Annotated in this window: 28 protein-coding genes; 9 read left to right on the forward strand and 19 right to left on the reverse strand. The window is 47.6% G+C overall.

The genetic code is table 11. The features are described from left to right. Nucleotides 1-258: 258 nt before the first annotated feature. The 11 genes from DWZ76_RS11930 to DWZ76_RS15085 all read right to left on the reverse strand — a co-directional run bounded on the left by DWZ76_RS11930 (nucleotide 259) and on the right by DWZ76_RS15085 (nucleotide 5,428). Nucleotides 259-1,809: an ATP-binding protein gene (locus DWZ76_RS11930; RefSeq protein WP_118472807.1), complete on the reverse strand. Its 1,551-nt coding sequence runs from the start codon at nucleotides 1,807-1,809 to the stop codon at nucleotides 259-261. 11 nt (nucleotides 1,810-1,820) lie between these two features. Continuing rightward, nucleotides 1,821-2,558, reverse strand: coding sequence for a PD-(D/E)XK nuclease-like domain-containing protein (locus DWZ76_RS11935; protein WP_118472808.1), 738 nt, complete (start codon nucleotides 2,556-2,558; stop codon nucleotides 1,821-1,823). Nucleotides 2,559-2,578: 20 nt separating this feature from the next. Further along, nucleotides 2,579-3,544, reverse strand: a complete 966-nt coding sequence (locus DWZ76_RS11940) for a hypothetical protein (RefSeq protein ID WP_243017829.1) — start codon at nucleotides 3,542-3,544, stop codon at nucleotides 2,579-2,581. Further along, the gene (locus tag DWZ76_RS11945; RefSeq protein WP_118472809.1) at nucleotides 3,545-3,739 is read right to left on the reverse strand and encodes a hypothetical protein; all 195 of its coding nucleotides are present in this window, start codon (nucleotides 3,737-3,739) and stop codon (nucleotides 3,545-3,547) included. After that, entirely contained in the window at nucleotides 3,723-4,043 is a 321-nt protein-coding gene (locus DWZ76_RS11950) for a hypothetical protein (RefSeq protein WP_118472810.1), read from the reverse strand. Before DWZ76_RS11950 ends, DWZ76_RS11945 begins: the two co-directional genes overlap by 17 nt. Next, nucleotides 4,015-4,314: a hypothetical protein gene (locus DWZ76_RS11955; RefSeq protein WP_118472811.1), complete on the reverse strand. Its 300-nt coding sequence runs from the start codon at nucleotides 4,312-4,314 to the stop codon at nucleotides 4,015-4,017. The genes DWZ76_RS11950 and DWZ76_RS11955 overlap by 29 nt, the downstream gene beginning before the upstream one ends. After that, nucleotides 4,295-4,483, reverse strand: coding sequence for a hypothetical protein (locus DWZ76_RS11960; RefSeq protein ID WP_118472812.1), 189 nt, complete (start codon nucleotides 4,481-4,483; stop codon nucleotides 4,295-4,297). Before DWZ76_RS11960 ends, DWZ76_RS11955 begins: the two co-directional genes overlap by 20 nt. Further along, nucleotides 4,476-4,691, reverse strand: coding sequence for a hypothetical protein (locus DWZ76_RS11965; RefSeq protein ID WP_118472813.1), 216 nt, complete (start codon nucleotides 4,689-4,691; stop codon nucleotides 4,476-4,478). Before DWZ76_RS11965 ends, DWZ76_RS11960 begins: the two co-directional genes overlap by 8 nt. 12 nt (nucleotides 4,692-4,703) lie before the next feature. After that, entirely contained in the window at nucleotides 4,704-4,883 is a 180-nt protein-coding gene (locus DWZ76_RS11970; RefSeq protein WP_118472814.1) for a hypothetical protein, read from the reverse strand. Nucleotides 4,884-4,979: 96 nt separating this feature from the next. Continuing rightward, nucleotides 4,980-5,225, reverse strand: a complete 246-nt coding sequence (locus tag DWZ76_RS11975; protein WP_118472815.1) for a hypothetical protein — start codon at nucleotides 5,223-5,225, stop codon at nucleotides 4,980-4,982. 59 nt (nucleotides 5,226-5,284) lie between these two features. Next, the gene (locus DWZ76_RS15085) at nucleotides 5,285-5,428 is read right to left on the reverse strand and encodes a hypothetical protein (protein WP_182431323.1); all 144 of its coding nucleotides are present in this window, start codon (nucleotides 5,426-5,428) and stop codon (nucleotides 5,285-5,287) included. Between the two features lie 246 nt (nucleotides 5,429-5,674). Between DWZ76_RS15085 and DWZ76_RS14955 the strand changes: the two genes are divergently transcribed. Beyond that, nucleotides 5,675-6,598 carry a hypothetical protein gene (locus tag DWZ76_RS14955; RefSeq protein WP_147353139.1) on the forward strand — a complete coding sequence of 308 codons (924 nt, stop codon included), beginning with the start codon at nucleotides 5,675-5,677 and terminating at the stop codon, nucleotides 6,596-6,598. 130 nt (nucleotides 6,599-6,728) lie between these two features. On the opposite strand, the gene DWZ76_RS11985 is transcribed toward DWZ76_RS14955, so the two are convergent. Continuing rightward, entirely contained in the window at nucleotides 6,729-6,950 is a 222-nt protein-coding gene (locus tag DWZ76_RS11985; protein WP_118472817.1) for a helix-turn-helix transcriptional regulator, read from the reverse strand. Nucleotides 6,951-7,091: 141 nt separating this feature from the next. Between DWZ76_RS11985 and DWZ76_RS11990 the strand changes: the two genes are divergently transcribed. The 5 genes from DWZ76_RS11990 to DWZ76_RS12005 all read left to right on the forward strand — a co-directional run bounded on the left by DWZ76_RS11990 (nucleotide 7,092) and on the right by DWZ76_RS12005 (nucleotide 10,304). Beyond that, complete coding sequence (locus DWZ76_RS11990) at nucleotides 7,092-7,508, forward strand: helix-turn-helix transcriptional regulator (RefSeq protein ID WP_118472818.1); 417 nt, start codon at nucleotides 7,092-7,094, stop codon at nucleotides 7,506-7,508. 312 nt (nucleotides 7,509-7,820) lie between these two features. Next, entirely contained in the window at nucleotides 7,821-8,045 is a 225-nt protein-coding gene (locus DWZ76_RS11995; RefSeq protein ID WP_118472819.1) for a hypothetical protein, read from the forward strand. Between the two features lie 36 nt (nucleotides 8,046-8,081). Beyond that, a complete protein-coding gene (locus tag DWZ76_RS15345; protein WP_243017830.1) occupies nucleotides 8,082-8,765 on the forward strand; it encodes an SHOCT domain-containing protein in 684 nt (227 codons plus the stop codon). A gap of 43 nt (nucleotides 8,766-8,808) precedes the next feature. Further along, nucleotides 8,809-8,931: a hypothetical protein gene (locus tag DWZ76_RS15425; RefSeq protein WP_279220597.1), complete on the forward strand. Its 123-nt coding sequence runs from the start codon at nucleotides 8,809-8,811 to the stop codon at nucleotides 8,929-8,931. 320 nt (nucleotides 8,932-9,251) lie between these two features. Further along, complete coding sequence (locus DWZ76_RS12005; RefSeq protein WP_118472820.1) at nucleotides 9,252-10,304, forward strand: site-specific integrase; 1,053 nt, start codon at nucleotides 9,252-9,254, stop codon at nucleotides 10,302-10,304. Nucleotides 10,305-10,432: 128 nt separating this feature from the next. Here DWZ76_RS12005 and DWZ76_RS12010 read toward each other — a convergent pair whose 3' ends face one another. The 4 genes from DWZ76_RS12010 to DWZ76_RS12025 are packed head-to-tail and all read right to left on the reverse strand — an operon-like array spanning nucleotide 10,433 to nucleotide 17,150. After that, nucleotides 10,433-13,063, reverse strand: a complete 2,631-nt coding sequence (locus DWZ76_RS12010; protein ID WP_118472821.1) for a hypothetical protein — start codon at nucleotides 13,061-13,063, stop codon at nucleotides 10,433-10,435. Beyond that, nucleotides 13,047-15,488: an MMPL family transporter gene (locus DWZ76_RS12015; RefSeq protein ID WP_118472822.1), complete on the reverse strand. Its 2,442-nt coding sequence runs from the start codon at nucleotides 15,486-15,488 to the stop codon at nucleotides 13,047-13,049. Before DWZ76_RS12015 ends, DWZ76_RS12010 begins: the two co-directional genes overlap by 17 nt. A gap of 35 nt (nucleotides 15,489-15,523) precedes the next feature. Beyond that, nucleotides 15,524-16,492 carry a cell surface protein gene (locus tag DWZ76_RS12020; RefSeq protein ID WP_243017831.1) on the reverse strand — a complete coding sequence of 323 codons (969 nt, stop codon included), beginning with the start codon at nucleotides 16,490-16,492 and terminating at the stop codon, nucleotides 15,524-15,526. A gap of 25 nt (nucleotides 16,493-16,517) precedes the next feature. Then, nucleotides 16,518-17,150: a cytidylate kinase-like family protein gene (locus tag DWZ76_RS12025; protein WP_117795649.1), complete on the reverse strand. Its 633-nt coding sequence runs from the start codon at nucleotides 17,148-17,150 to the stop codon at nucleotides 16,518-16,520. Nucleotides 17,151-17,560: 410 nt separating this feature from the next. Between DWZ76_RS12025 and DWZ76_RS12030 the strand changes: the two genes are divergently transcribed. The 3 genes from DWZ76_RS12030 (at nucleotide 17,561) to mgtE (ending at nucleotide 20,015) form a co-directional block, all read left to right on the forward strand. Then, the gene (locus DWZ76_RS12030; RefSeq protein ID WP_107000022.1) at nucleotides 17,561-18,145 is read left to right on the forward strand and encodes a TetR/AcrR family transcriptional regulator; all 585 of its coding nucleotides are present in this window, start codon (nucleotides 17,561-17,563) and stop codon (nucleotides 18,143-18,145) included. Between the two features lie 63 nt (nucleotides 18,146-18,208). Beyond that, entirely contained in the window at nucleotides 18,209-18,358 is a 150-nt protein-coding gene (locus tag DWZ76_RS15090) for a hypothetical protein (protein WP_022358426.1), read from the forward strand. A gap of 205 nt (nucleotides 18,359-18,563) precedes the next feature. Continuing rightward, nucleotides 18,564-20,015: a magnesium transporter gene (gene mgtE / locus DWZ76_RS12035; protein WP_243017832.1), complete on the forward strand. Its 1,452-nt coding sequence runs from the start codon at nucleotides 18,564-18,566 to the stop codon at nucleotides 20,013-20,015. Here the strand turns inward: mgtE and DWZ76_RS12040 are convergent. The 3 genes from DWZ76_RS12040 to DWZ76_RS12050 all read right to left on the reverse strand — a co-directional run bounded on the left by DWZ76_RS12040 (nucleotide 20,007) and on the right by DWZ76_RS12050 (nucleotide 24,150). Continuing rightward, nucleotides 20,007-20,732, reverse strand: a complete 726-nt coding sequence (locus DWZ76_RS12040; RefSeq protein WP_118472879.1) for a UDP-N-acetylglucosamine pyrophosphorylase — start codon at nucleotides 20,730-20,732, stop codon at nucleotides 20,007-20,009. The two genes, mgtE and DWZ76_RS12040, sit on opposite strands and share 9 nt — an antisense overlap. A gap of 58 nt (nucleotides 20,733-20,790) precedes the next feature. Next, nucleotides 20,791-23,088, reverse strand: coding sequence for a DNA topoisomerase (locus DWZ76_RS12045; RefSeq protein WP_118472823.1), 2,298 nt, complete (start codon nucleotides 23,086-23,088; stop codon nucleotides 20,791-20,793). Nucleotides 23,089-23,259: 171 nt separating this feature from the next. Then, nucleotides 23,260-24,150, reverse strand: coding sequence for a DMT family transporter (locus DWZ76_RS12050; protein ID WP_118472824.1), 891 nt, complete (start codon nucleotides 24,148-24,150; stop codon nucleotides 23,260-23,262). Nucleotides 24,151-24,182: the final 32 nt, after the last annotated feature.

The following is a 24,182-nucleotide window of genomic DNA, read 5'->3' on the forward strand; positions in this document are numbered from 1 at the left end:
AAGGCGCTTACACAGCTCCTTGCGCGTCTGCGCATTTTTATGTCCTACTCCCAATGCATTGTATAATGCACTGGTAAACAGCTCCATCTGCGGCGTCACTTTCTTCTTCGCCAACTTGCTTCCCCCTTCCGGAGCGGGAGGGTCGGTCTCCCTCCCGGTAAACCAATGGCATCCTGTAAAGGTTGGTAATATATAACACGGTAAGGCGTGCCAGGATGCTGTCTACGGGTTACTATGTAAAGCTTTGCGGCGTTTACATCATAAATATTTATCTACTAATTCTGTGATATCTAATGATTTCCCTGCTCTCCAAACATCCCAGAAATTAATAGTCCGTGAAATCGGTCGCTCTGATGCCAGATCCACTTTGATTTTTAAGGGAATTGGCACTGCATCGCCAATTACCAGAACCTCACCAGGGCTAAACATGGTCACAGCGTCAATCAAAGCATCGTCTCCATCCGGAAGCATCCCTTTGATCAAGGTCTTGTCGTTCTCGTTGTTAAGTTTGCCGACGATGAAGTTTGCGCACTGTGCAACGATTGTCCGGTTCAGCTCAGATGGTCTCTGTGTGGCTGGAAATAAAGTAATTCCAAACTTACGCCCTTCTTTCGCGATATCCTCGAAAACTTCCACCATGCGTCGCTGGCTTGCCGAAAGCTGCAGGTTATTCGGAATATATGCGTGTGCCTCATCGCACACCAGAACAACCGACCGGATCTGGTCTTTATCCTGCAGCCTCTGCAAATCAAAAATCATGCGGGTGATCGCACCGATGATCGGAAGTGCGACATCGTGTGGAATACCTGACAAGTCAATATTTTTTACCGCTTTATCATCGCCTAAAAGCTGTTTCAAGAGTTCATGCAAATAACACTGTTGCTCATCGTGGAACAAAAAACTGTACCGACCATCCAGGAGGCGATCTTTCAATAAATTAATCGTCCCGGTCAGCTTGCCGTTGTATTCACCTTTTGTGGTTTTGGCGGTTCCAGCTTTATCTCCTGTTTTGTAATACTCTCCCGTACGTACAACCTGCTGATCCAATGCCTCCATCTCACTGATCAGTTTCTGGTAGCTAAAGTACACCGGTTTATTCTCTTTTCCATCCGGACACACAGCGTAATAACATTTTCTCAGTGCCGTCACGACTGCCGTAGCTGACTCCTCGCGGATTTTTAGGATGTTGGCTATAATATCCTGGAAACCAAACATCCAAATTGGGAAATGGAAATCTTCACCGATCTTGATGTTTCTGGCGTAGGAGAGAGCACTGTACTCTCCATGCACATCAAAAACAATCACGTTTGCCCCAGGAAGTTTCGCAGTTTCTTCCAGGATCTTTGCCACAGTTTCCGATTTACCGCATCCAGTATTACCAACAATGCAAGCATGCCGCTGGAAGAACTTGTTTCCGTCCACCCAGGCTGGTACATCGTATACAGCGTAGCGACCAATCTGAAAGCATTCCTCTTCATGCGGCGCAATCATATGAGCAAATTCCTGCAAAGCGATCTTTGAAATCTGTGCATCTGTTGTTGGGTAATCATCCAAGGCTTTTACGAAACGACCATCTTTTAAACTTCCGATAATCGTACAGTCAATTGTTTTGATTCCTGTGATCTCGCCAAGAAAATCATCTTCTCCCAGGCGCTCCTCCGAATCTGTATCCGTCAGACCGGTTACCATTGCAACCAGACGGGCACATCCGTCAGATACCTCCAAAAGATCGTTAATTCGGATGTTCTGGAATTCCGATGTATTTGTTCGGATCTGAACGCTGTCACTTAAAATTTTCACCAGTTTCATCTTGTATCTCCTTACATATCAAGCAGCTCATTATAGTTCCGTATCCTAGCGCCTTTTATGGATTTGCAATAATCACATTTCCCACAATACTTCGGCGGCACCACTCCGGCTTTTACTTCCGCAAAATGTTCGATGTTAAAACCAATTTCGTCCACGGCAAGATTTAGAGTATTCTGCGAAATCTGGAAAATATCCAGATCGGGCACCCGCTCCTTTGTTGCCACAGCCAGATAAAATGGAAGCTTTTCGCCCGTGACAGCTTCCACGCCAGCCTGATACACTGCGCCCTGCAGATCATAGCGCCACAGGGGCAGGTTTTTAAAATTGGCTACAATCTTCAAATCCGTAATGCAGATTCCCGGAAGGTAGCTGTCCATTTTCATCTTCCAGGGGGCACCGAACATGGTAAATGTCATAATCTTCTGCTTTTCTCCACTCATGAACTGCATGAAAAGCGGGTCAGCCTTTACTCTCCCGATAATTTCATTGGCCTTGCGGAACTCGCTTTTTAACTCATTCTTGCGGGTGAACAATTCTGGGGTTTTCTCCATGAACTGTTTTAAGGTCCCCTCAAAATAGGAATCCACAAAGGATCCCACCAGCAGCGCCTTTGTTGCCGGCTGCTGGTATTCCCCGCAAATCTTAGCCATTGCCATTGCTTCGCACTTCATGAAATCCTTATACTGAGAGACCGAGAAAAACTGCTGGCTGGCTTCCTGCCCGTAATAGTTTTGTTCTGTTAATACCATTGCGTTTTCCCCTCTCTGACTTAATGGAACGGTTTCCCTGCCTCTCCATCATCCGGTGGAATAAAGGAAGGATCCATTTCACCCGGTGCCTGAACCGGTTCTTTTTTTGTTACTTTATTGGCTGGCTTTTTCTGTTCATCAGCTACCGCCGCTTTCCCCGTAGTGCGCTGCTTCTTTCCTTCAAATGGGTTGTCCACATCATCCGGATTTGCTTCCGGGATCATCTCAAAGTAATCCTCGCGCTTTGCCATTCCATCTTTCAGAGACTTGTATACACGTTTCAGCCTGATCAGATCATTCATGCTAAAGCTCCCGCTCTTGCAACCGATGAATTTTTCAAGCATCTGAATCGTCACACCATACTCATCCTGGAATGTAGCCGTGACCTGTCGCACCAGATCCACCAGTGGCACATCTCCATTACCGCTCAGTAACGTCTTATTGCACTGAGCAATCGCCGAATCAATTACATCACCCGGAATTACACCAAGAATGCATGCGCGGACTCTTCTGGCTCCCTGGTTTGCTACAAGTTCATAAATATCTCTAGGATCTGTCAGCGCGATATTTCCCTTCTTCGTGCTACGGATATGCGGAACAGAGAAGATTTTCGTCTGCCTGGTATTTGTTTCCAGATCCCAGGCATATGCCATAACCTGGCTTTCTCCATTCTTCTGTTCCAGCTCAACAATACCGTAATCCAAGTTACCCCAGTTCTGCGCCATAGCTTCAGCCAGGCGAATAGATGGCCCTGTTACCTTTGTGCCGCCGCGGGGATACTCATACATTGCCTGCTCTGCCAGTGTTTTTCTCTGGCACGCCTTCATGATACGGTTAAAGCTCTGTACTTCATCGCGTGGAAACTTCTTCGCAATCACCATTGCAGCCTGGACTTCCTGCGCCTGACGGCTGATCACCATTTCAGTTGTGGCATGATTCTGCGCCGCTGGCATGCTGTTTCCATAAATATTTGTTACCAATTCCATTCAATCCTCTCCTTCCACCTTTGTCCAGTCGCCGGAAAAGAAGAACCTAACAAATTCTTTCTTGTCCTCCTCCGGCATCTCATCCAAATGCTCTTTAGCATATGCGTATGCATTTTCAACTCTTACTACTTTCCCGGCTTCTGGTGTGCCGGTCATTCCCCTGTAAACACCACAGCAGTCACATCTTTCCAGCATCCTGTAACTCCTTTTTCTTGTTCGCAAGCTCTTTCAGCAGTCGCTCCATATCTCCAGCGTGGTCGAGGAAGGCTTGAGCATTCCAACGTCCTTCCGCGCCGCGTGTAAAGCTCCATCCATTTTGATACATGCTAACATCTACGTCTGCTACGTGACCCGAAAACGAAAAGAATGCCGTAGGTTTGTGTCCAGTAAGCTCCTGACTTCTTACCTGTGTGGTATTGATCTCCAACACCATCTCCAGCGCCTCATGAATCTTCTTCCGGCGCATCTTCTCAATTTTCTTTGCCAGTCTCTTCTTCATCAGAATCCTCCTCCCATGCTGCTTCCGCAGCTGTGTGAAATGCCGTATGGAAATCTGCATACGCTTTCTCCAGCTCTTCTCCCGAAAAATACGCTTTCAGAAACGCCACTGCCATTCCTGCCAGGGCTCCCGGAAGAATTGAACGTTTAACATCACCGATGATAAACGCCTCTGAATTACCGATTGCATCATACTGGATCGTGGTACCAAGGATCATATCCCCCTCCAGCTCCATCGACGCCCTTTTACCTTTAATTGTTGCTTTTACCATTGCATCCTCCCGAATCTCTTGATATAATCAAGCTGTTAATATTTTTATTGATTTGACCGTTCAGCTCTGCCAAGCTGGCGGTCTTTTTCTTTGGTTTCCCATAACCGGTGTACCGGCTGGCATTCAGCAGTGCACCGGCTCTGTTCGTTCCGTTGGTTCTTCTACTCATGAGCTTCTAACCACTCCTTCCCTTTGCAGATAACTCCGAGCAACTTTGCAATGTCTTCACCCTTATAGGCTTCCTCTTCTACTTCGAGATATCCGATGAGATAATGCACACACGCTTTGACACGTAATGCATCATCCCTGTAATCATCCTTTGGTTCGAGGATTTCACTAGGCATTCCCTCAACGATTCTTCTAATTTCTTTTGCCATCTTCTCCACCTCCTAATGCAGTACCAAGAGCGCCCCGGTCGCGATCCCCGCAACCGCCGACATCACTACCGCTACCTCTGCCATCAGATGCAGATGCTTATCTTTCTGCCGCAGCTCCGCTTCCAGCGTCTGGATCATCTGGTTGCGCTGACTCCGCAGGTTCATACACTCGATGTTTCTTTCCTCTCTCATCGCTCTTCCTCGCTTTTTTCTCATATTCTCGGCAGGCATATTCCCTGTCTGATTCCCAACACCGCCACCGCTTCCGGCAGGTACTACATGACCCTCTCATGCCACCGAATCCTTATCCATCGGATTCCGCCCAGTTTTCTCTATGTATAATGCCATCAGGCGGAACACCAGCAGAACACGCCCCGACGGCGGTCTGCCGACAATGTACTGCAGGTTCCGACTTCCTGTGCCGATTCGCTTCGCCAGTTCCTCATCCGTCCATCCGGTACGGTTCTTAATAGCAGATACCCAATCCTTGATCCAGAACCAATATTCCGGTCGTTTTACAATTGATTTACTCATTCAAATACACCTCCCTTTCTCTGTCTCGTCTCAATTTATCTTAAAGACAAAATGTATGGTTACACGCAGAGCCACGCCGCTACTCCCCACATCATCCATGCAGCCAAATAATGTTCTCTGACCGCCAACGTTACTGCGGCTATGTTTATCACAGCTATACTCATTGTTCTCGCCATATCTATAGAAATTTGGTAATCAGCCATATCCTAACCTCCGTGATTATCGCTACCCAAATTTGGGTAGCAGTTTTTAATGTAAAATAATGGCAGAACCTTCAACCAAAATTTCTATCTAGTCTTTAACTCTGCAACCAGTTCGCAGGTTTTGGCGCTGTTCCGTTCTGCCGTTCTCACTTTCTCCACCTTCCTTTTAATTGCCATCCCCATCCTTTTGTCCTATACTGTACTTACAGGCGTTGCCGCGCCGAGTACAAAAGAAAGGAATTTTACATGAAACAAAACAACGATTTTTATGACTCTCTTTCTCAAATTACTAAACAAATAGATCTTTTAAAGTCCATTTCCCAGACACTAGCTGCTGGCCTTTACGATCAGCAGCAGGAGCTTATTCTCGCTGCTCTTAACCTTACAACTTTGGAAAATACCAAATTCAGTCACGAACTCAGTCGTTCATTTACCAACGCATTGCCTGCTTCTGTCAGTTCATCATGCGCCCTACTCAATTCATGGTACAACGCGACAGACATAGAACTTACAAAAGTACTCCCTGCTTCCGCTGTTGATATTGCTCGAAAAATAACTTCTTTTTCTGCGCTTCAAGCCGATTTTTCTCCATCATCGTTGGGCTTGGAAGCTATTAACGCAGCAGTCAATTCAATACGAATACTGCCAAACTACATTGAATTTCCCGCTGAACTTATACCTGATGATTTTGATTATGATGAAAAACCAATTTCACCGGTTCAGCCCAAATCTGTAATCAAATTACCAACTGAACGAGCACAATTTTTAATCGGTAGCATTCTAATACCTCTAATGCTTTGGTTCGCCTCATATTTCCAAAGCCAATCGCCCTCCGCTTGGCAAGAGCAACACCACCAAGAGAAAATAGAAGACACCACTAAACTCATTCAGCAAAATGATGAAATAATCGAAAACCAGCGCAAACAATACGAAGCTAGTTTAAAAATCATCGAGCTTTTAGAGGCTATCTATTCTGATTCAAATACCTCTCCAGCAGATGCTTCTCCCTTTCAAGCAGCTGATTCATTGCTTCGGCGTGACGATTCTCATTCCTCAGATGATCGCTCAAACAATCCCCAAGCTGAATCACATCCCGGCTCTGCTGAACCAAAGCCTTCCAAATCTTCTGGTTCATCTGCCACATCTGAAACACTGTCAGAATCTGAATAATTGTTAATAAAAGGATCCACGTTCTCCACGGATGTGGATTCTTCTTTTTACTGGTGTCCTGTTCTTTCTCCATCCCTCTCACCTCCCTCCATCTGTTAGATTTCATTTAATATTACGCCCAGCCATCACTTTAAGTGGATTTTTCAGGCAAAAAAATATTATCGACTGGTATTCCATAAATCTGAGAAAGCATACTCATATCCGAAAATGATGGTATAGATGCCCCTTTTTCCCAGTTGATTATCGTTCTTTTGCCAATTTTCATCCTTTTTGCGGCTTCTTCCTGCGTCATTTTTGCATTAACCCTAGCCGCGGCTAAACTGATCTGAATTACCTCTGGCAATTTTTTCACTCCTTTCTCTGTTCTAAAAGCAGTATATCATCACTTTAAGTGGATGTCAACACTTTTAGTGAAATTATTTCACTTTTAATATTGCAATATTATCACTTTTGGTGTATTATCATTATTAAGAAGGAAGGAGGCGTGACCAGAATGCCAGAACACGATTTTAACACTGTATTTTCAAAGCGTTTACGCTATTATTTATCAAAATTTGATATGACCCAAGCTGAACTGGCAAAACGATTAAATGTCGGAACAACCTCTGTATATAATTGGTGCAATGGACTAAAAAATCCACGAATGGATAAAGTGGATGCTATGTGTGATTTATTTCACTGCAATCGCTCCGATTTAATAGAAGATAAAAATACCACGGATACTCCAGAACAGCCTTATTATCTCAATGATGAGACTCGCGCGATCGCACAAGAAGTATTCGAAAACCCTGAACTGCGTTCCCTCTTCCACGTAGCTAAGGATATTCCGCCAGAAGAGCTTCGGGCTCATATAGATTTTATGAAAAAGTTAAAAGACAGAGAAAAACGAGATCCGGAAGGAACCTGTTAAGCATAGAGCATTGACAATAATATACTTACCAAGGCAGCCAGTAGAGCGGCTGCGGCTTACCCGCCCTGAGTCTTGAAGGGAGGGATGCCTTATGAGTACATATGAGGAATTACAGCTGATTGTATCTGTAGCGTTGTTAATTGTGGCAATCCTTACGTATACCCATAAAAAATAGCCGTCCTGCCCTGGTAAGCTGACGACTACTTTTTAGTACAATGTTTCGCCAGAGCGGGGAGCCTTGACCTCCCTTACTGGCTGTCTTGTTAAGTATATTATACGTCAATCCATTTTATTTGTCAAAGGAGAATTGTTTTGAGCAATCCACTATTAACCGAAGATCTCGGCGTTTATATCATTGATATGACACCCAAAGTTGAAGAACAGGTTGTTTTCAACGAGGATGGCAGCTACTCCATCTTCATTAATGCAAGACTGAACCAGGAACGTCAGATGCTGGCTTATCAGCACGCGCTGATGCACATTATAAAAAACGATTTTGAAAAGTATGACGCGGATGAAATTGAACAGGCTATGTAACTCATCCGCCAGTTTAGAACGAAAAGGAGACTTATTATGAGATTATTCGACCTTACACCAAAGATAACGATTACTGTAACTTCGGGCAAAAAACACCTCGGACTGTTATTCTCTCCAGAGGCTACACTCAAAAGAACTTTTGATGACTGTATTACCGTCAACAAATCTCCGTTAAAATACGAAGTTCTTTCCTATAATTGGTCTGGTCCTGCCTATGATTCTGTAAGCACCACTACTACTGATACAAAAACAAACAGTAAAACAAAAAAGAAAACAAAAACAACCGGTCGATTAGCTGGTGCAGCTATTGGAACCCTTCTGCTTCCAGGAGCTGGAACTGCCGCGGGTGCTTTACTTGGAACTGGAAGTAAAAGCGTTCAAAAAGGGAAAGGGGCTTCAAAGGGATTTTCAAATACAATCACACACGGAGTAGAGGCATCCAGTTCTGCTACTATGCAGCTTCGTATTGCTGGCTCTTCGGAGGTATTCACGATTGGCTTCAAATGCAATTCTAAATTAGATGCTGAACTCCAGACTTTCCTCTCTGATATTATAGGCGGATCATCTTTCTTAAATTCTGACGAGGAAACTGACGAGCCTGTTGCACAACCGATTTCTGAATCAGACACAATACAAATATTGAAAGAGTATAAAAAACTACTCGATGATGGAGTTATCACTCAAGAAGAGTTTGATAAAAAGAAATCTGAACTTCTTTAAAATTTATTGCCGCAACCTACACGAACTGGCAGAGTGCCTGGAAGTGTCAGAGGATTTTCTGAAAGAGGCTCTGGAGTGTTACCGCGAAAAGTATGGATGTTATACGGAGCTGGATGGGTATCTGATTATGTTTGAGCCGTATCTGGCGGTGATCGAGAAAATATAAGATAAACCGTTTCTTGACTACGGGCATACTATTTAGTATAATAGCAATACGTGATAGGTTGATTATCCTGTCATAAACATCGCCTTTAGGGCATCAATGAAGACATATGCTATTATGTGAGGACCCCGTAGTAATACGGGGTCTTTTACGTTATATAAATAGCAAAACCGCCCGGTATTGGCGTACCGAACGGCTTCACATAGATTTTCTCTTACAGGTTGCCCCGAAAGATATAATCAACTTGAGCACTTGAATTATATCATTCTTCCGGGCACCCTGCAAGAGGTGTATTTCTTATACCCACCAAGGAGGATGATATCATGGCAAAAAAATCAGCAAAACACCGTCTGCCGTCCGGATCTGTCCGGATCCAGGCGTATGATTACACAGATGATAGCGGTAAAAAACACTACCGCAGCTTTACAGCGCCGACGCTGGCAGAAGCCAAGGCACTACGGAGCGAATGGGAACTGCACCGAAAAAACGAGCAGGACGCCGCCAAAAATCCGACGATCCAGAGCGTAGTCCGCCGATACATCGATTCGAAAGACGGCGTTCTCTCTCCTGCTACCATACGTGGATACGAATCCATTTATAAAACCCGTTTTTCCGGACCGTTCGGGAAAACCAAAATCAATGACTTAACCAGCCAGCAGCTGCAGATCTGGATCTCTGACATGAGCCGAGACCTATCTCCAAAATCAGTCCGTAACATCATCGGACTGTTGAGGCCAACACTGGAAATGTTTGCTCCGGATCGGCATTTCAAGGTTCAGCTGCCAGCCAAAAAGAAAGCAAAACTGTATTGTCCTTCTGATACTGACATTAAAAAATTGCTGGACAGCATCCAAGACGATCCAGAGTTAGAACGTGCCGTGCTGTTGGGAGCTTTCGGACCGTTGCGCCGTAGCGAACTCTGTGCTCTTACCGACAAAGACATTACGGGCAACATGGTCTCCATCACAAAGAGTTATGTCCGGGGTAAGGATAATGTGTGGTACACAAAGGTCCCTAAGACCTATGCCTCCTATCGCACCATCCCCCTTCCGGAGCCGGTAATTGCAAAACTATCCGGCATCAAAGGGCATCTGTTTTCATCCACCCCGGATACCATCTCGCATCGTTTCAAACGAGCGTTGGCAAAGGCTGGGCTTCCGGATTTCCGTTTTCATGATCTGCGGCACTACTCGGCAAGTATCATGCACGCCATCGGTGTTCCGGATCAGTATATTCTGCAGCGCGGCGGATGGAGCACCGACGGCGTAATGAAAACCGTTTACCGGAATGCTATCGCAAATGAATCCGTAAAACAAAATGACCTTATCAATAAGCATTTTGAGCAAGTATCACACGAAATATCACACAATGCCTAAAGATCCTTTAAAATCAAGGGTTTTTGGCGGGTTCAACTCCCGTCTGGTCCACTAAAAAGAACTGCCGCCCAGCAAATCATTTGCTGATGCGGCAGTTCTTTTTCTTATCTATTTTTATTCTGCATCTTTTACCGATTCTGGAATATCTCAATAATCGCCTTCACGATCGCCACCAGCACATTCCACATTCGTTTTAACGGACCTTCTTCACTGCTGCCGTCTGCCTCCTGATCGGAGATATCGGTTGATTCATCATCATCGCTGATCTCATCGGTCCGCAGGACGATCTGCACGCTGTTCGGGGACGGATTTTTCGAGGAGGTAAAGGAAATTTTCTCCGCCTCCGGATCTATGTTCAGGAAGTTGTTCTCATCCTCAAACTTATCGATCTGCTCATCGAGCGTACTCTTCATGTCTTCCCCCGCTTCCCGAACCGCCGCAAGCTGATCGATCATGGTCAGGTTCTTATCAAGAATCTTCTCCATGCCCTGCAGCGTTGCCTTGGTTCCGGCATCCAGCGAATCACCTGCCGAAATCAGCGTGTCATTCAAAAGACTGAGCATATCATGTGTGGTATAAAGTGCCCTGGTCAGCCGGTTCATCAGTTCTTCAGAATCAGACAGGGAATCCAGCATCGTCGGCACATATTTATCCGTTGTGTCAATCAGGACCCGCATATCATCCAGCAAATTAATCAGTTCATCGGTCGAACTTCTGAGCGCCGATAAAGTCGAACCCGTCTTGCCAGTAATATCTCCCGCCGTCTTGAACGCACCATTCACTTTATTCACAATCGTTTTCGCAGTTTTCTGCGCCTGCTCCACTTTCTGGAAAATGCCCTTCGTCTCTTCCACCAGACTTGCAGCATCCGCAGAATAAGTAGTCGCTGACAGAGACTCCAGCGCCTCCTCTACATCATCTTCTGCATTGCCAATCTCATCTTCCCAGCTCGCATCATTGACACCGCCGCTTCCCGGCTCGCCGGACGGTCCGGCTGTCAGGGCTCCCGCAGAAACCTCGGTTCCAAATGCATTCACCGCTGCATCCTGACCCGAGGAGTTGTCTTCCGAAGCGGAACCCGAATTCTTAGCAGAATCCGTCTCTGCCTTGTCTGCCGTCGAAGCAGGATTCTTCTCTTCCGTCTTTGTCGCTGATTCAGCCGCTTTTTCCGCCTGGTTACCAGCTGCACCAGACGCTGAGCCTGCACCCGCTGCTTCCTGTTCAGCCGAATCTTTACTTTCTGTTCCTGCTAAGCCAGAGGCCGAAGTGCCTGCTGCCATTTCCGCGTCATCCGTGGTATTTGCAGAACCCGTAATTTTTGCATGATCGGCGGCACCTGCAGAATCCGTGATATCTGCGCTGCCAGCCGCCCCCGCTGTCTGACCATTTCCGTTTCCAGATGCCGCCTCCGACGATACAGATGTCTCTTCCTTCTCCGCACTCTTCATCTTGCGGATCCGTTTCAGCTTCATGCCGTCTAACGTGGCTAAACTCTGATTCAGGCTTCCAATCCCCTGTTCTGTCACCGCCAGGGAGGTATTTCCCTGTCCCAGAAGTTTATCGAGTTCTTCCAAAATTTTCTGGACTTCCGCCGTCCGCTGGACAATATCTTTCTCGATCGCATCCTGCGTCTGCTGGCTGACAAGACCCTTATTTAATTCATCCGAAGCCGACCGGAGCGATTTGCTCAGACTTCCCAGGCGGTCATACAGGCGATCCAGTTCATCCTGCATATCTTCCATCGTATTGGAAAGCGCCTGTGTGTTGCTGTTAATATCCGTCACCGCATCGCGCGCCGTCTGTAAATACGGAATCATGACCGCCGTCTGATCCGTGACCGCCTGCAGATCGGCAAGCGCCTGTGTCGAGAGAGCCTCGATCTGTTTCCGGTTAGCACTGACGGTTCCACGCGCCTGATCGAGATTTGCCAGACCGCCCTTCACGCCGGAAACATCCGACTTCATGGATTCCATCGTCTTTAACAGCGCATTCATGCTGTCATACATCTTGTTTCCATCCTCGCGCCAGGTATCTTTCGCCTCTTTCAGATCCTTGATGCGGTTCAGCTCATCCAGGGTCCCCGGAACCATCATCATAATGACTCCGATATTCTCATAATTATCCGTGCCGACCCGGACTGTAAAATCGCCGTCCTCGCCCGGAAGCGCCGCAAACATTGCCGCCTGATAGCTTCCAACCGACTGCACCTGCGCACCCGGCGCATCGACACTATAGCATTTCTCCATATCCACCGGCACAAGCACGGTCAACACCATATTATTTTTATAATACGCCTTCGCCTTCTCATTCGGGGTCGCCTTTACATTGACCTCAACCAGACCAGACGCCCCCGCCAGTTTGGATGCATCCGCTTCCACTCCATTAAGTTTATAGGAAACGTCAAACGTCCACGGCAGATCGACGCTATTTTTCGGCATCGTACACTGATAATAAAAACGCGAATTCTTCTCCGGCAGTTTCCATGTGACGGTTCCATCGCCAATTTCCGGCGCCGTGTCGTCCGTCATGTTGACCACCTTGTCATAGGTACCATAATCGGTATATTCGGTCAGTCCATTCGTGGTACAGCCTTTGACCACATTGATCTGCGTTGCCGTTCCATAATAGTCCAGATTGACATACATCGTTTCATCTACCTGAACTCTTGGTGCAGCCGCCCGGACAGGAACTGCCGCACTCGTTACCAGCGTAACCGCTGCCAGCGTCGCCGCCGCTCCTCTTCTAATGATCTTCTTCATGGCTTCCAGCCTCCCTTTTTTCTGTCATCTTCCGTTTCCGGTCTTTTCTTCGTTCTCTCACTTTTCCGAGTAGCCGGAGCTTTCTTCTGTGTTTCTCCCGCGCCTCCGCATCGGAATCTGTTTTCTCTTGAGAACCGCCCGTCTCTGTCATTTCTGTATCTTCCAGCGCTTTCGTTTCAGCTTCGAATTGTTTTCTTTTCGACGTAACTGAATCCACCAGAGGCTTTTTCCCTTTCCACACGGCACCAGCCATGCGTCTTGCCGCCCGTTTCATACGGGCATGGCGGCGTTCGCGCCGTTTTTTGAAAAACAGATGAATCCTCTCAAATTCGTTCTGCATCAGGATATGATCAAACAATACCAGAAATGCCGGCATCAGGGAGCAGACAAAAAGCATACTAATCAGAGCCCCCCGTCCAATCAAATGTCCCAGATCGCCAATCGCCGCGACACTCGATACCTTGTATACAATATATCCGGCACAGGTCAGGATCGAACCGGATGTCAGAATCGCCGGAATACCAAGATTCAGCGCCCCGATCGCCGCTTCCTTCTTATCCATCGTCTTGCGGCATTCCAGATAATTGTTCGTCGTCAGAATCGCATAATCGACGGTCGCGCCCAGCTGGATACAGCTTACGATAATGTAACCAATGAAAATCATCGTGTCTCCGACGATGTACGGTACCGCCATATTGACGAAAATCGCGACCTCAATCGGAATCATGATAAGGAGCGGAATAATCAGTGATTTAAAACTCCACATGACAACCACAAATACGCCGATCAGCGACATCACATTAACACGGCTGTAATCCTTCGTGATCGTCGTCTGAATGTCCTGTGTGGACGGTGTTGTTCCGACCAGATACGAATTTTCCGGATAATATTTCTTCATGATCGCCTGGATCTCATCCGAGCACTGGTACGCCAGCTTGCTCTCGCCCTTACTCTTAACGTAAATAAGGATTCTCGCATAATCTTTTTTATGTAACTGGCTTGTGATGCTGTACGGAAGGAAATCTTCCGGTACGCCCTCCGGGAGCTGCCCGGACAAGGACGTTACACTCTTCATGTACGGCAGGTCTTCCAGCTCATCCGTGAACTGTTTTTCCTTGATAAAAGAAGTATCCGGCACGATTGCCATCATCATATTGCTTCGTCCGAATTTCGCTGTGATCAGCTCATCATCCTCATATACCGTCGTTCCCTCGCTGGCGCCGACCGCGTCATTTCCGTAGAGGAAATCGTTCATGCTCTGCGCCGTGTATGCCGGGATCACCAGCACCGCAATCAGAATCAGCACGATGCGGCGGCTGTTGTAGATACCGTGGCTGAGCTTATCAAACGACGGCAGGAACGAACGATGGGATGTTTTCTCAATCATCGGCGTCATACGCAGAATCATCGCCGGCATAAAAAACACCACTGTCAGAAGACTCAGGACAATACCTTTTGCCAGCACGAGTCCCATATCAAATCCGATATTAAACTTCATAAAACACAGAACGATAAATCCGACTATCGTCGTCAGGCTGCTGGCGAAAATGGAGTTTAATGCCTCATTGATCGCGTTGCTTAACGCGGTCATCTGATCCAGTCCCTTTGCCTTTTCCCTCGCAAACGCGTGGCTTAAGAAAATCGAATAATCCATCGAGCAGGCGAGCTGCAGGACCGCCGACACACTGTTCGTCAAAAAGGATATCCGCCCGATAAACAGGTTCGTTCCTTTGTTCAGGACGATCGCCACGCCCATGACCGTCAGATACAGCACTGGTTCAAACCAGGAGTTCGTCGTCACGGTCAGAATCAGGAAAATAACCACGACCGCCAGCGTCATAATCAGCTTCATCTCGCTCGAAACATTTTCCTGCAGCGATTTATTCTGAACCGCCATGCCGACGTAATGTCCCTTGTCTCCGAGAATGTCCTTGATCTCATCGATCGTCTGGGACGTCCTCTTATCCGTGTCGCCGTTTACAAAAACAATATCCATAACCGCCGTATTATCCTTGTAATACTCATCAACACTATTAAAGTTGATAAATGCGTCCGCCGCGTATACGCTGGTCGATGTATCGAGCCACATAACCTGATCGACTCCGTCCAACGCCTCTATTTTATCCTTGTAGGCTTTCGCCTCATAAAGCGAAACATCATCAATCATGATGCGCCCCGTGCCGGGGTAGCCGAATTTCTCTTCCATCAGGTCCAGTCCCTGTTTGGACTGGACGGTCGACGGCAGGTATTCCGTCAGATCATAGTTGATCTCGACAAACGGCGCCATGAGCGCTGATATCAACACCAGAACCAGAAAGACAATCTCGATCGCCCTGCTCCGCTCAATGATGAATTTCGGCAGGGAGAAGGCTTCTTTTTCCGTCTGTTTTTCTTCTTTGCGTTTATGTAAAAATTTCAGTTTCATGCCTGCTTGCTCCTGTCATACAATGATTGCGATCCTTACCGCATCAAAATAATCATATAATAATGCTTATCGCCGACCTGCTGATGTGCAACACCCATTTCCTTATAATAAATCACCCGGTCCACGCGCTTTTTCTCGTCGCTGTCGTGATTACGCAGAAGCTTTTCTTCTGCCTGCGTCACATCGTCACAGTTGATGAGGTAAATCTCCGTATGACGTCTCGCAGTGCTTTCCCCGATGGATTTGAGGTAATCATCAAGTGTGCCTTCATCCGGGATCCGGCTGCTTCCATAGCCCTTACTGCGTGCCATCGCCAGACGGTGTTCGGCGATCTGCTGTAATTTTCCATTTAAAATAAAGCTGGCATCTTTATCGTAATCTTTTTTGTCATCGTCGTAGTAATCTTCTTCCTCATCCCCGTCAAACGCGTCCGCCTTCAACTCATTTAAGCTGTCCGCCATCGCCTGGGTATCGCCATCCAGAAATGCCAGCGTGTACGCGCCGCCGCCCGTGTTTTTCTTCTTTTTGGCGTTCGCCAGGCTGCCGTCCGCGTTGATCGTATACTGCGTCTCATCCTTTGTGAAGGTCGTTCCCTCCATCGCGCCGCTGTCTTTCAGGAAATAGTATTTTCCGTCGATATTCTGCCAGCCGGTCGCCATCGCGCCGTCCCCTTGCAGATAATACCAGGTTCCATTTTCCTGCTCCCAGCCCGTTTTCATCAAACCGTCTGCTCCGAGCAGGTACCATTTTCCACCCATCTGCTGCCAGCCCGTCAGGTAAGAACCGTCCATTCCCACCAGATAATACCCATTCTCCACCGGCTGCCAGACACCCGCATCATCCGCTAGCACTGTCTGAGCGGCAGACGCTGAGAAAAGGAGACTTACTCCTGCGATTCCTGCCAGCCGTACTATCTTATGTCCCAGAACCGCTTTCAGCGCCCTTTTTAACCCCGGCGCCGTCCGCTTTTCTTCCTTCTTCATCCACAAATTTCTGTCCTTCATACGCTGTCCTCACTCTTCTTTATGCTTATTGATCGGATCCATCTGTTTCCAGTTCCACCCCCCGTGCCGTTAAAAGTGCCCGGAGCATCGCCGCCAGCTCCTTTTCCGAGATCCGGCTGCTGTCAATCAGCATATCATAACTTGCTTTATCCGCCCATGTCTTTTTTGCATAAAAATTATAATAATTTTTCCGTATTTTATCCGCTTGTTTGATCAGGTATTCAGCTTCTTTTTCATCTGTCTCGTAACGCCGCATAATCTCCTTCACGCGCGCCTCCATCGGAGCATATATAAATAGAGAAATAAGCCCTTCTGTCTCCTCCAGGATCTTGTCAGCGCAGCGTCCCACGATGATGCATGGACCTTTCTTCGCATACTCCCGGATCAACTGGGACTGCACGACAAACAAGGTATCATTCATCGGCTTTCCATAACCGGTAAACGGATTGCACTTGGCCGGAACCTTAAAAAGAAAACGGTTCGCCTTCATCTCGTCCGCCTCTTCCAGTTCCTCCATCTTAAATCCGCCGCACACCGCTGCTTCCTCTATCAGATGGCGGTCATAACAGGGAATTCCCAGTTCCTTTGCCAGAGACTGCCCCAGATTATGGCCGCCGCTTCCAAACTCTCTTCCGATTGTAATGACAAAATTTTTCATACCAGATTCCACCTTCGTATCTATTTCCTTTTGCTTTCGCATATGCTGCAGGTTCTCATAGCCGTTCCTTTCCCGATTGTCAGCCACTCCTGCCGTCTGTGAAACGTTCCATACAAAAGACTTCTTCGCAGTGAACAGTTACATCTAAAATAGAGCATATACAACTCATGTCTGTTTAATTGACATTTGTTCATTTTTGAACTATAATGCATTATACTAAGTTGTTCGAATGAATACAATAATCATTTTTACGTCAGTTGTATTTTAATCAACATTTCATCACATTATGTTTGTTTTTTGTATCTGGTGTGCCCATTTTTACTTATTTTTAACACTCCCTTCATCCACAGCCTCCGATACACAGTCATACGGCGTTTCCCTGTCTGGAAACGTTCAGAAAGGAAGTCACTATGAAAGAAGAAATACTCGACCGGCGTGTACGAAAGACGAGACGCCAGTTAAAAGAATGCTTAACCCGCCTCCTCAAAGAAAAAAAAATTCAGGATATCACGGTACGCGAACTCGCCGAGATGGCTGACATCAACCGCGGCACCTTTTATCTTCATTATAAAGATGTCTTTGACCTGATGGATCAGATCAAAAATGAGCTGATCGAGGAGGTTGAGTCTGTCCTGACGCACCATCCCGTTCCCGAACTGGTAGCGCGCCCTTCCCTCGCACTCTCAGAACTATTTCCTCTTGTACAGGAAAATGCAGAGATTGTTTCTATCTTAATAGGAGAAAACGGTGATCTGAATTTTGTCAACCGCCTGAAACGCATTGTCAGCGATAAATGTTTAAAAGGCTGGCTGGATCTCAAATGTTCCAGCGATCCGGATACGCTCGCGGCATTTTCCGCCTTTATCGTTTCCGGCTGTGTCGGTACCGTTCAGTACTGGATCGAAAGCGGCATGAAGGAATCCACAGAACAGATGGCAATCTTGACAGAGGACTTTATCTTAAAAGGCATCCGGGTGCTGGAAAATCCGGCTTGACTTTCACAAAATTCCGTGCTTTAATAAAACTGCAATTTTTAAAAATTCAGAAAGGAGAACCACATGGACAGTTGTGACAGCAACGGGCGAAGTCGTCGCGATGGGCAAAATCAAACTATGAATTCCAACCATGCGTACCAGACTGTTGGTCTGCCGCAGGGTCTTTTTGAGTGTGAATCGGGCTGTCTGGCAGCACATTTCCGCCTGCTTTAACAGGCTGGTGATTCAGTGCTGAACGTTTCCCGGCACGATTGGTTTTCATATATATTTGTCCATCGCCCTGGCGCGGGTTTGAAACTGCCATCTGCGGCATTTCATCCTGTTCCCGACTGGCGGTGGATTTTTTTATCCCCGCACTGCTCGCCCTGTACGTCCCAAACGGCATTAAATAGAACGACAGAAAGCGAGGGAACCAAATATGAATCAGACTCCAGAAATGGACGAAAAGAAAACAAGCTCCCCGGAAACGGCTCCGATCGCCGCAACCGCAGAGCATAATGCTAATTTTGAAGAAAATATCCGCGCGATCATCCGCAGCGGAAAACCGGCAAGCGTGATCCGGGATGACCTCGACAATTACCATGCAAACGATATTGCCGAGGTTCTGGAAACACTGGACACTGCGACCCGGAAACGCCTCTACAATATTCTCTCTCTGGAAATGACGGCAGAGATTTTCACCTATCTCGATGAACCGGCGCCTTATCTGCATGAGCTGGGACTTGACCGGGCGGCAGCCGTTCTGGCAGAGATGGATGCCGATGAGGCGGTCGATATCCTCGAAAATTTAGATCCAGAGGAAAAAGAAGCCCTGATCGCGCGCATGGATCAGGAATCTAAGGATGATATCCACCTGATCTTTTCCTACGATGAGGAACAGATCGGTAGCCGGATGACGACCAACTACATCGTCATTCCCAATAACTGTACGATCAAGCAGGCAATGCGCCATCTGATCTCCCAGGCGGAGGACAACGACAACATCGACACCATCTACGTCGAAGACGAAAATGGACGCTATTTCGGTGCGATCGAGCTGAAAGATTTAATCACTGCCCGTGAGTACATGAAGCTGGAGGACATTATCAGTACCTCTTATCCGTATGTGTACGCGGATGAGAGATCTTCGGATTGTATGGAAGAGCTGATCGATTACAGCGAGGATTCTATCCCAGTACTCGATCGGAACCATAAGATCATCGGTGCCATCACTTACGAGGACATCGCCGAGGCGATCGACGACGAGATGGGTGATGACTACGCAAAGCTGGCAGGTCTTACTTCGGAAGAGGATCTGCACGAACCACTGTTGCAGAGTTTGAAAAAACGCCTCCCGTGGCTGGTGCTGCTGCTCTTCCTCGGCATGGGCGTTTCCTCGGTAGTCGGTATTTTCGAACCGATCGTTGACCGTATCGCCCTTCTTATCTGCTTCCAGTCGATGATCCTCGACATGGCAGGCAATGTCGGCACCCAGTCGCTGGCTGTCACCATCCGTGTCCTGATGGATGAGGACATCTCCGCGATGCAGAAGCTGGGATTTGTATTCAAGGAAATGCGAATCGGATTTTTAAATGGACTGCTGCTCGGTTCGGCTTCATTCGTCGTGATCGGCATTTTCGTTCATATTATGAAGCAGAAGAGTCTTTTCTTCTCTTTTGCACTTTCCGGCTGTGTCGGCATCTCTCTTCTGACCGCAATGGTGATCTCCAGCCTGGTCGGCGTACTGGTGCCGATGCTGTTTCACAAGCTGAAGGTTGACCCGGCAGTTGCGTCTGGTCCGCTTATCACGACGGTGAATGATCTGGTAGCGGTTGTGACTTATTATGGACTGGCGGAGATTTTGCTGGTGGATGTGTTTCATTTAGTGTAGAGAACCGGTGAAAATAGGTATTTGTGATTCGGACGCAAAACAGGACTCTTCCTTTTTAGCAACTTCTCCCTGCTTCTTATAGATAGAGTTTGCATCTACCCCGCCGCGCACGCTGGAAAGCGGATAGATGTTGGTGCCGCGTCCGATGATGCTGCCCGGGTTTAGGATAGAGCCGCAGCCTACTTCTACGTTGTCACCGAGCATGGCGCCGATTTTTTTGCGTCCGGTTTCGATCTTGCCGTCTTCGGCGTGGATTTCCACCAGGCGTTTATCAGATTTTACGTTGGAGGTGATGGAACCGGCACCCATGTGGGATTTATAGCCTAAGATGGAGTCTCCGACGTAATTATAATGCGGTACCTGTACTTTGTCGAACAGGATGACGTTTTTAAGCTCGGTAGAGTTTCCGACTACTGCACCTTCTCCGATCAGGGCGCTGCCGCGGATGAATGCACAGTGGCGCACCTCAGCGTCTTTGCCGACGATGACCGGTCCGTGCAGATAGGCGCTGTCAAATACCTTCGCTGTCTTGTGAACCCAGATGTTTTCACCACGTTTCTCATATTCTGCCGGATCCAGGCTCTTTCCCAATTCGATGATAAAATCACTGAGACCTGCCAGCGCCTCCCACGGGTAGGTAAACTGTTTCAGATAATCTGAAGCCAGCGTATGGGTTAAATCATATAATTCTGTGATTTTCATTTCTTCTTTTTTCATGATCATTGCCTTTCCTGAAATTCAATTTCTTCTATTATTATAAATAGATTGTTTACTTTCACTTACTTTGTTCCTGTCCGGATGTAATACTTGTCGTCTCAGAGCTAGTTTCAGCTTTTACTGTTCTTGCAGTCTTCGCAGTTCCCCTACTCTTTACGCTTCTGCTTCGCGACACTTTCTCTGCATTTTGGTAAAACACAGCAACCGCATCAAATGCCGGCCGCAGCCCATACGTATTTCCCATATGAACCGCATTGTAGGTGCGTCCGATAACGAAGCGCTCTAATTTCTGCATATATTCATCCGGTGTGATGCTGCCCTCTGCCACATAGGTCAGACCTTTTTCCCAGCTTGCCGTCAGCTCCGGGTTGAGAAGCTGCTTCATGGAGGTGTGTACGACCTCATAAATCAGTTCTCCCAGATAGGTCGGCGTGATGACCTGCGTTTTTTCGTTGAGCGCCATGTATTTGATGTTGAACAACTTTTTCAAGATCTCCGCGCGGGTTGCACTCGTTCCGATGCCGCTGCCCTTGATCTGGGCGCGCAGCTCTTCGTCTTCGATAAGCTGACCGGCATTTTCCATCGCCAGAATCATCGAACCGGAGGAATAACGCTTCGGCGGAGATGTCTCGCCCTCTTTGATCTGCAAATCATCCAGTGACACTTTCATCCCCTTTTTGAGCTGTTCCAGCATCTGGATAAACTCTGGGTGGGACGCGTCAATTACCTTTGGCTGGCTGCTGTCTGTTCCATCTGCTTCTCTTGCCGGATTTTCCGCATCATTTCCATCTATACCTGGTTCAAGGCGGTTCGTTCTGCCGACACTTTCCCCGGCAGTGTCCTTTTTCTTTTTCGGAATTTCCGCCACCTTGAGATATCCCGCTTCTTTCAATACCTTAAAACTGGCAAAGAAATGTTCACCTTTTACCTCAATCTCAACCGCATATTTCTGGTAAACCGCCGCCGGATAAAAGATGCTTAAGAAACGGCGCACAATCACCTGGTAAATCTTGCGGTTCAACTCCGAGAGACTTCGCAGCGCGCCGAGTCCCTGTCCGGTCGGTATGATTGCGTAGTGATCGGTAATCTGCTTATCATTGACATAACGCGTTTTTGCTATGTTCTTCCACAGCCCTGCCTGCATCGCCTCCGATGCAAATGCCGCCAGCGGCTCATAATGCGTCAGACCGCCGATATTTTTGCTGATCTCCTTCGCCACCGCCGTTGAAAGCACACGCGCGTCCGTTCGCGGATAGGTAACCAGCTTTCGCTCGTACAGCTCCTGCACCACTTTCAGGGTCTGATCCGGGCTGATTTTAAACATTTTAGAACAATCATTCTGGAGCTCCGCCAGGTTATAGAGAAGAGGTGGATTTTTGGTTTCCTTTTTCTTTTCCACTTTTAAAATGGTTCCCTGCGAAGTATTATATACGCCCATTAAACCCGCGTCCGCTTTTTCTGCGTCGCTGACCTCTGACTGCATGACTCCCGAATTTTCGTTTCCATTCTCGCGTTCCCACAGCCATGCAATCAGCGCCTCCGCGTCCTTTCGCTCCTTAAAACCATTTTCCTTATACAGACACGGCGTTCCATAGTAACGGCTTCCTTCCACCGCCCGCCATTCACCGTCAATCGAGATACCTGCCGGTCCAAATGTACCGATCACGCGGTAAAATGGCGTTTTGACAAATTCCCGTATTTCCCGCTCCCGGCGGACTACCATGCCGAGGACACAGGTCATGACGCGTCCGACTGAGATCACGGTCCGGTCAGAACTTCGCATATAGTTAGAAACAGATGGTCCATATTTCAACGTCAGTGCACGGGAAAAGTTAATTCCCATCAGATAATCTTCTTTTGCCCGCAGATATGCCGAATCCGCCAGATGATCGTATTCGGACAGATCCTTCGCTTCGCGGATGCCGCGTAGAATCTCTTCCTCCGTCTGTGAATCGATCCAGACGCGCTTCTGTTTCTTGCCCTGCACGCCAGCCATCTGCGCGACGAGGCGGTAGATATATTCTCCCTCCCGTCCCGAGTCGGTACAGACGTAGATTGTATCTACATCCGCCCGGTTTAAGAGACCGCTCACGATTCCAAACTGTTTCTTCACGCTGTCGATAACCTGATATTTCCATTCTTTCGGGAGAAATGGAAGTGTCTCCAGACTCCAGCGCTTATATTTCATATCATATACTTCCGGATAGCTCATCGTGACCAGATGTCCAACACACCAGGTCACAACCGCATTTTCCGATTCAATATAGCCATCCGCCGAGCGCCCATTTACCTTGAGTGCATTTGCGAACTCACGCGCCACGCTCGGTTTCTCGGCTATAAATAACGATTTTGCCACGTTGTTCTGCTCCTATCTTACTAATTTCGTAACTGTTCAGTACCTTCACAGTCACGCGCAAAAATCCATTAAAAATTGCCTACGGCAATGGGATTTTTTCCTGCTGGCCCATGTTTTCGTACGGTCAGCGCAGTAAATGCGCAGACCTGCTGAACAGTAACCTAATTTCCTCTAATTACTTTTCCGCTTCGGCGTCCACTCCGCCAGAATCGCCGCCACAAACATCAGCGCACAGCCAATTAGCATCCGCACCGTCAGCTCCTCATGCAGCAGCCAGACAGAGAACAGGAGTCCAAACACCGATTCAAACGACAGTAGAATCGAGGATGTGCTGGCGCTCAGATATTTCTGCCCCACTGTCTGAAGCAGAAAACAGAGCATGCTGGATGCGAGTCCCAGATACAGCATCGAAACTGCTACTCCCGGCAGTGTAAATACTTTCGGATGGAACGCTCCTTCCGTGAGAAGCCCCAGCACCCACGAACACGCCGCCGCTGTTCCCATCTGCATGACCGTCAGGCGGATCGGAGTGCAGTATGCCGTGAAGCGATCCAGAAAAATCATATGAACCGCAAAGCAGATGCCGCACACCAGCGTCAGGAAATCACCAAAATTGACCGACAGATCGCCTTTCAGCGATAAAAGAGCCAATCCCACAACAGCAAATCCCGCTGCGACCAGGTTATTTGCCTTCGGGCGCACATGATTAACCGCCCATGCCAGAAACGGCACGATCACCACATACAACGTCGTAATAAACGCATTTTTACTCGCGGTCGTGTATTTCAGCCCATACGTCTGAAAATAATAACTGATAAATAGAAACAATCCCGCCAGTGCGCCGCATTTAAACTCCTGCATCGACATTCCCCGGATCTGTTTCCAGAAAAGAGCCGCCATCCCAAGCGCCGCGATCGTAAACCGGTACGCCAAAAGGTATGTAGGTGTGATCGCGTCCATCGAATTTTTCATCACAACGAACGCGCTGCCCCAGATAATTGTTACAAATAAAAGGCTGGCAGATGCCAGCACTTTTACTCCCTTGTTGTTTGTCTCACTCATGCCAATCTCTATCCTATGTCAAAATGATCACA

The sequence above is a fragment of the Clostridium sp. AF35-15 genome (genome assembly GCF_003477745.1).
Lineage (GTDB): Bacteria > Bacillota > Clostridia > Lachnospirales > Lachnospiraceae > Otoolea > Otoolea fessa.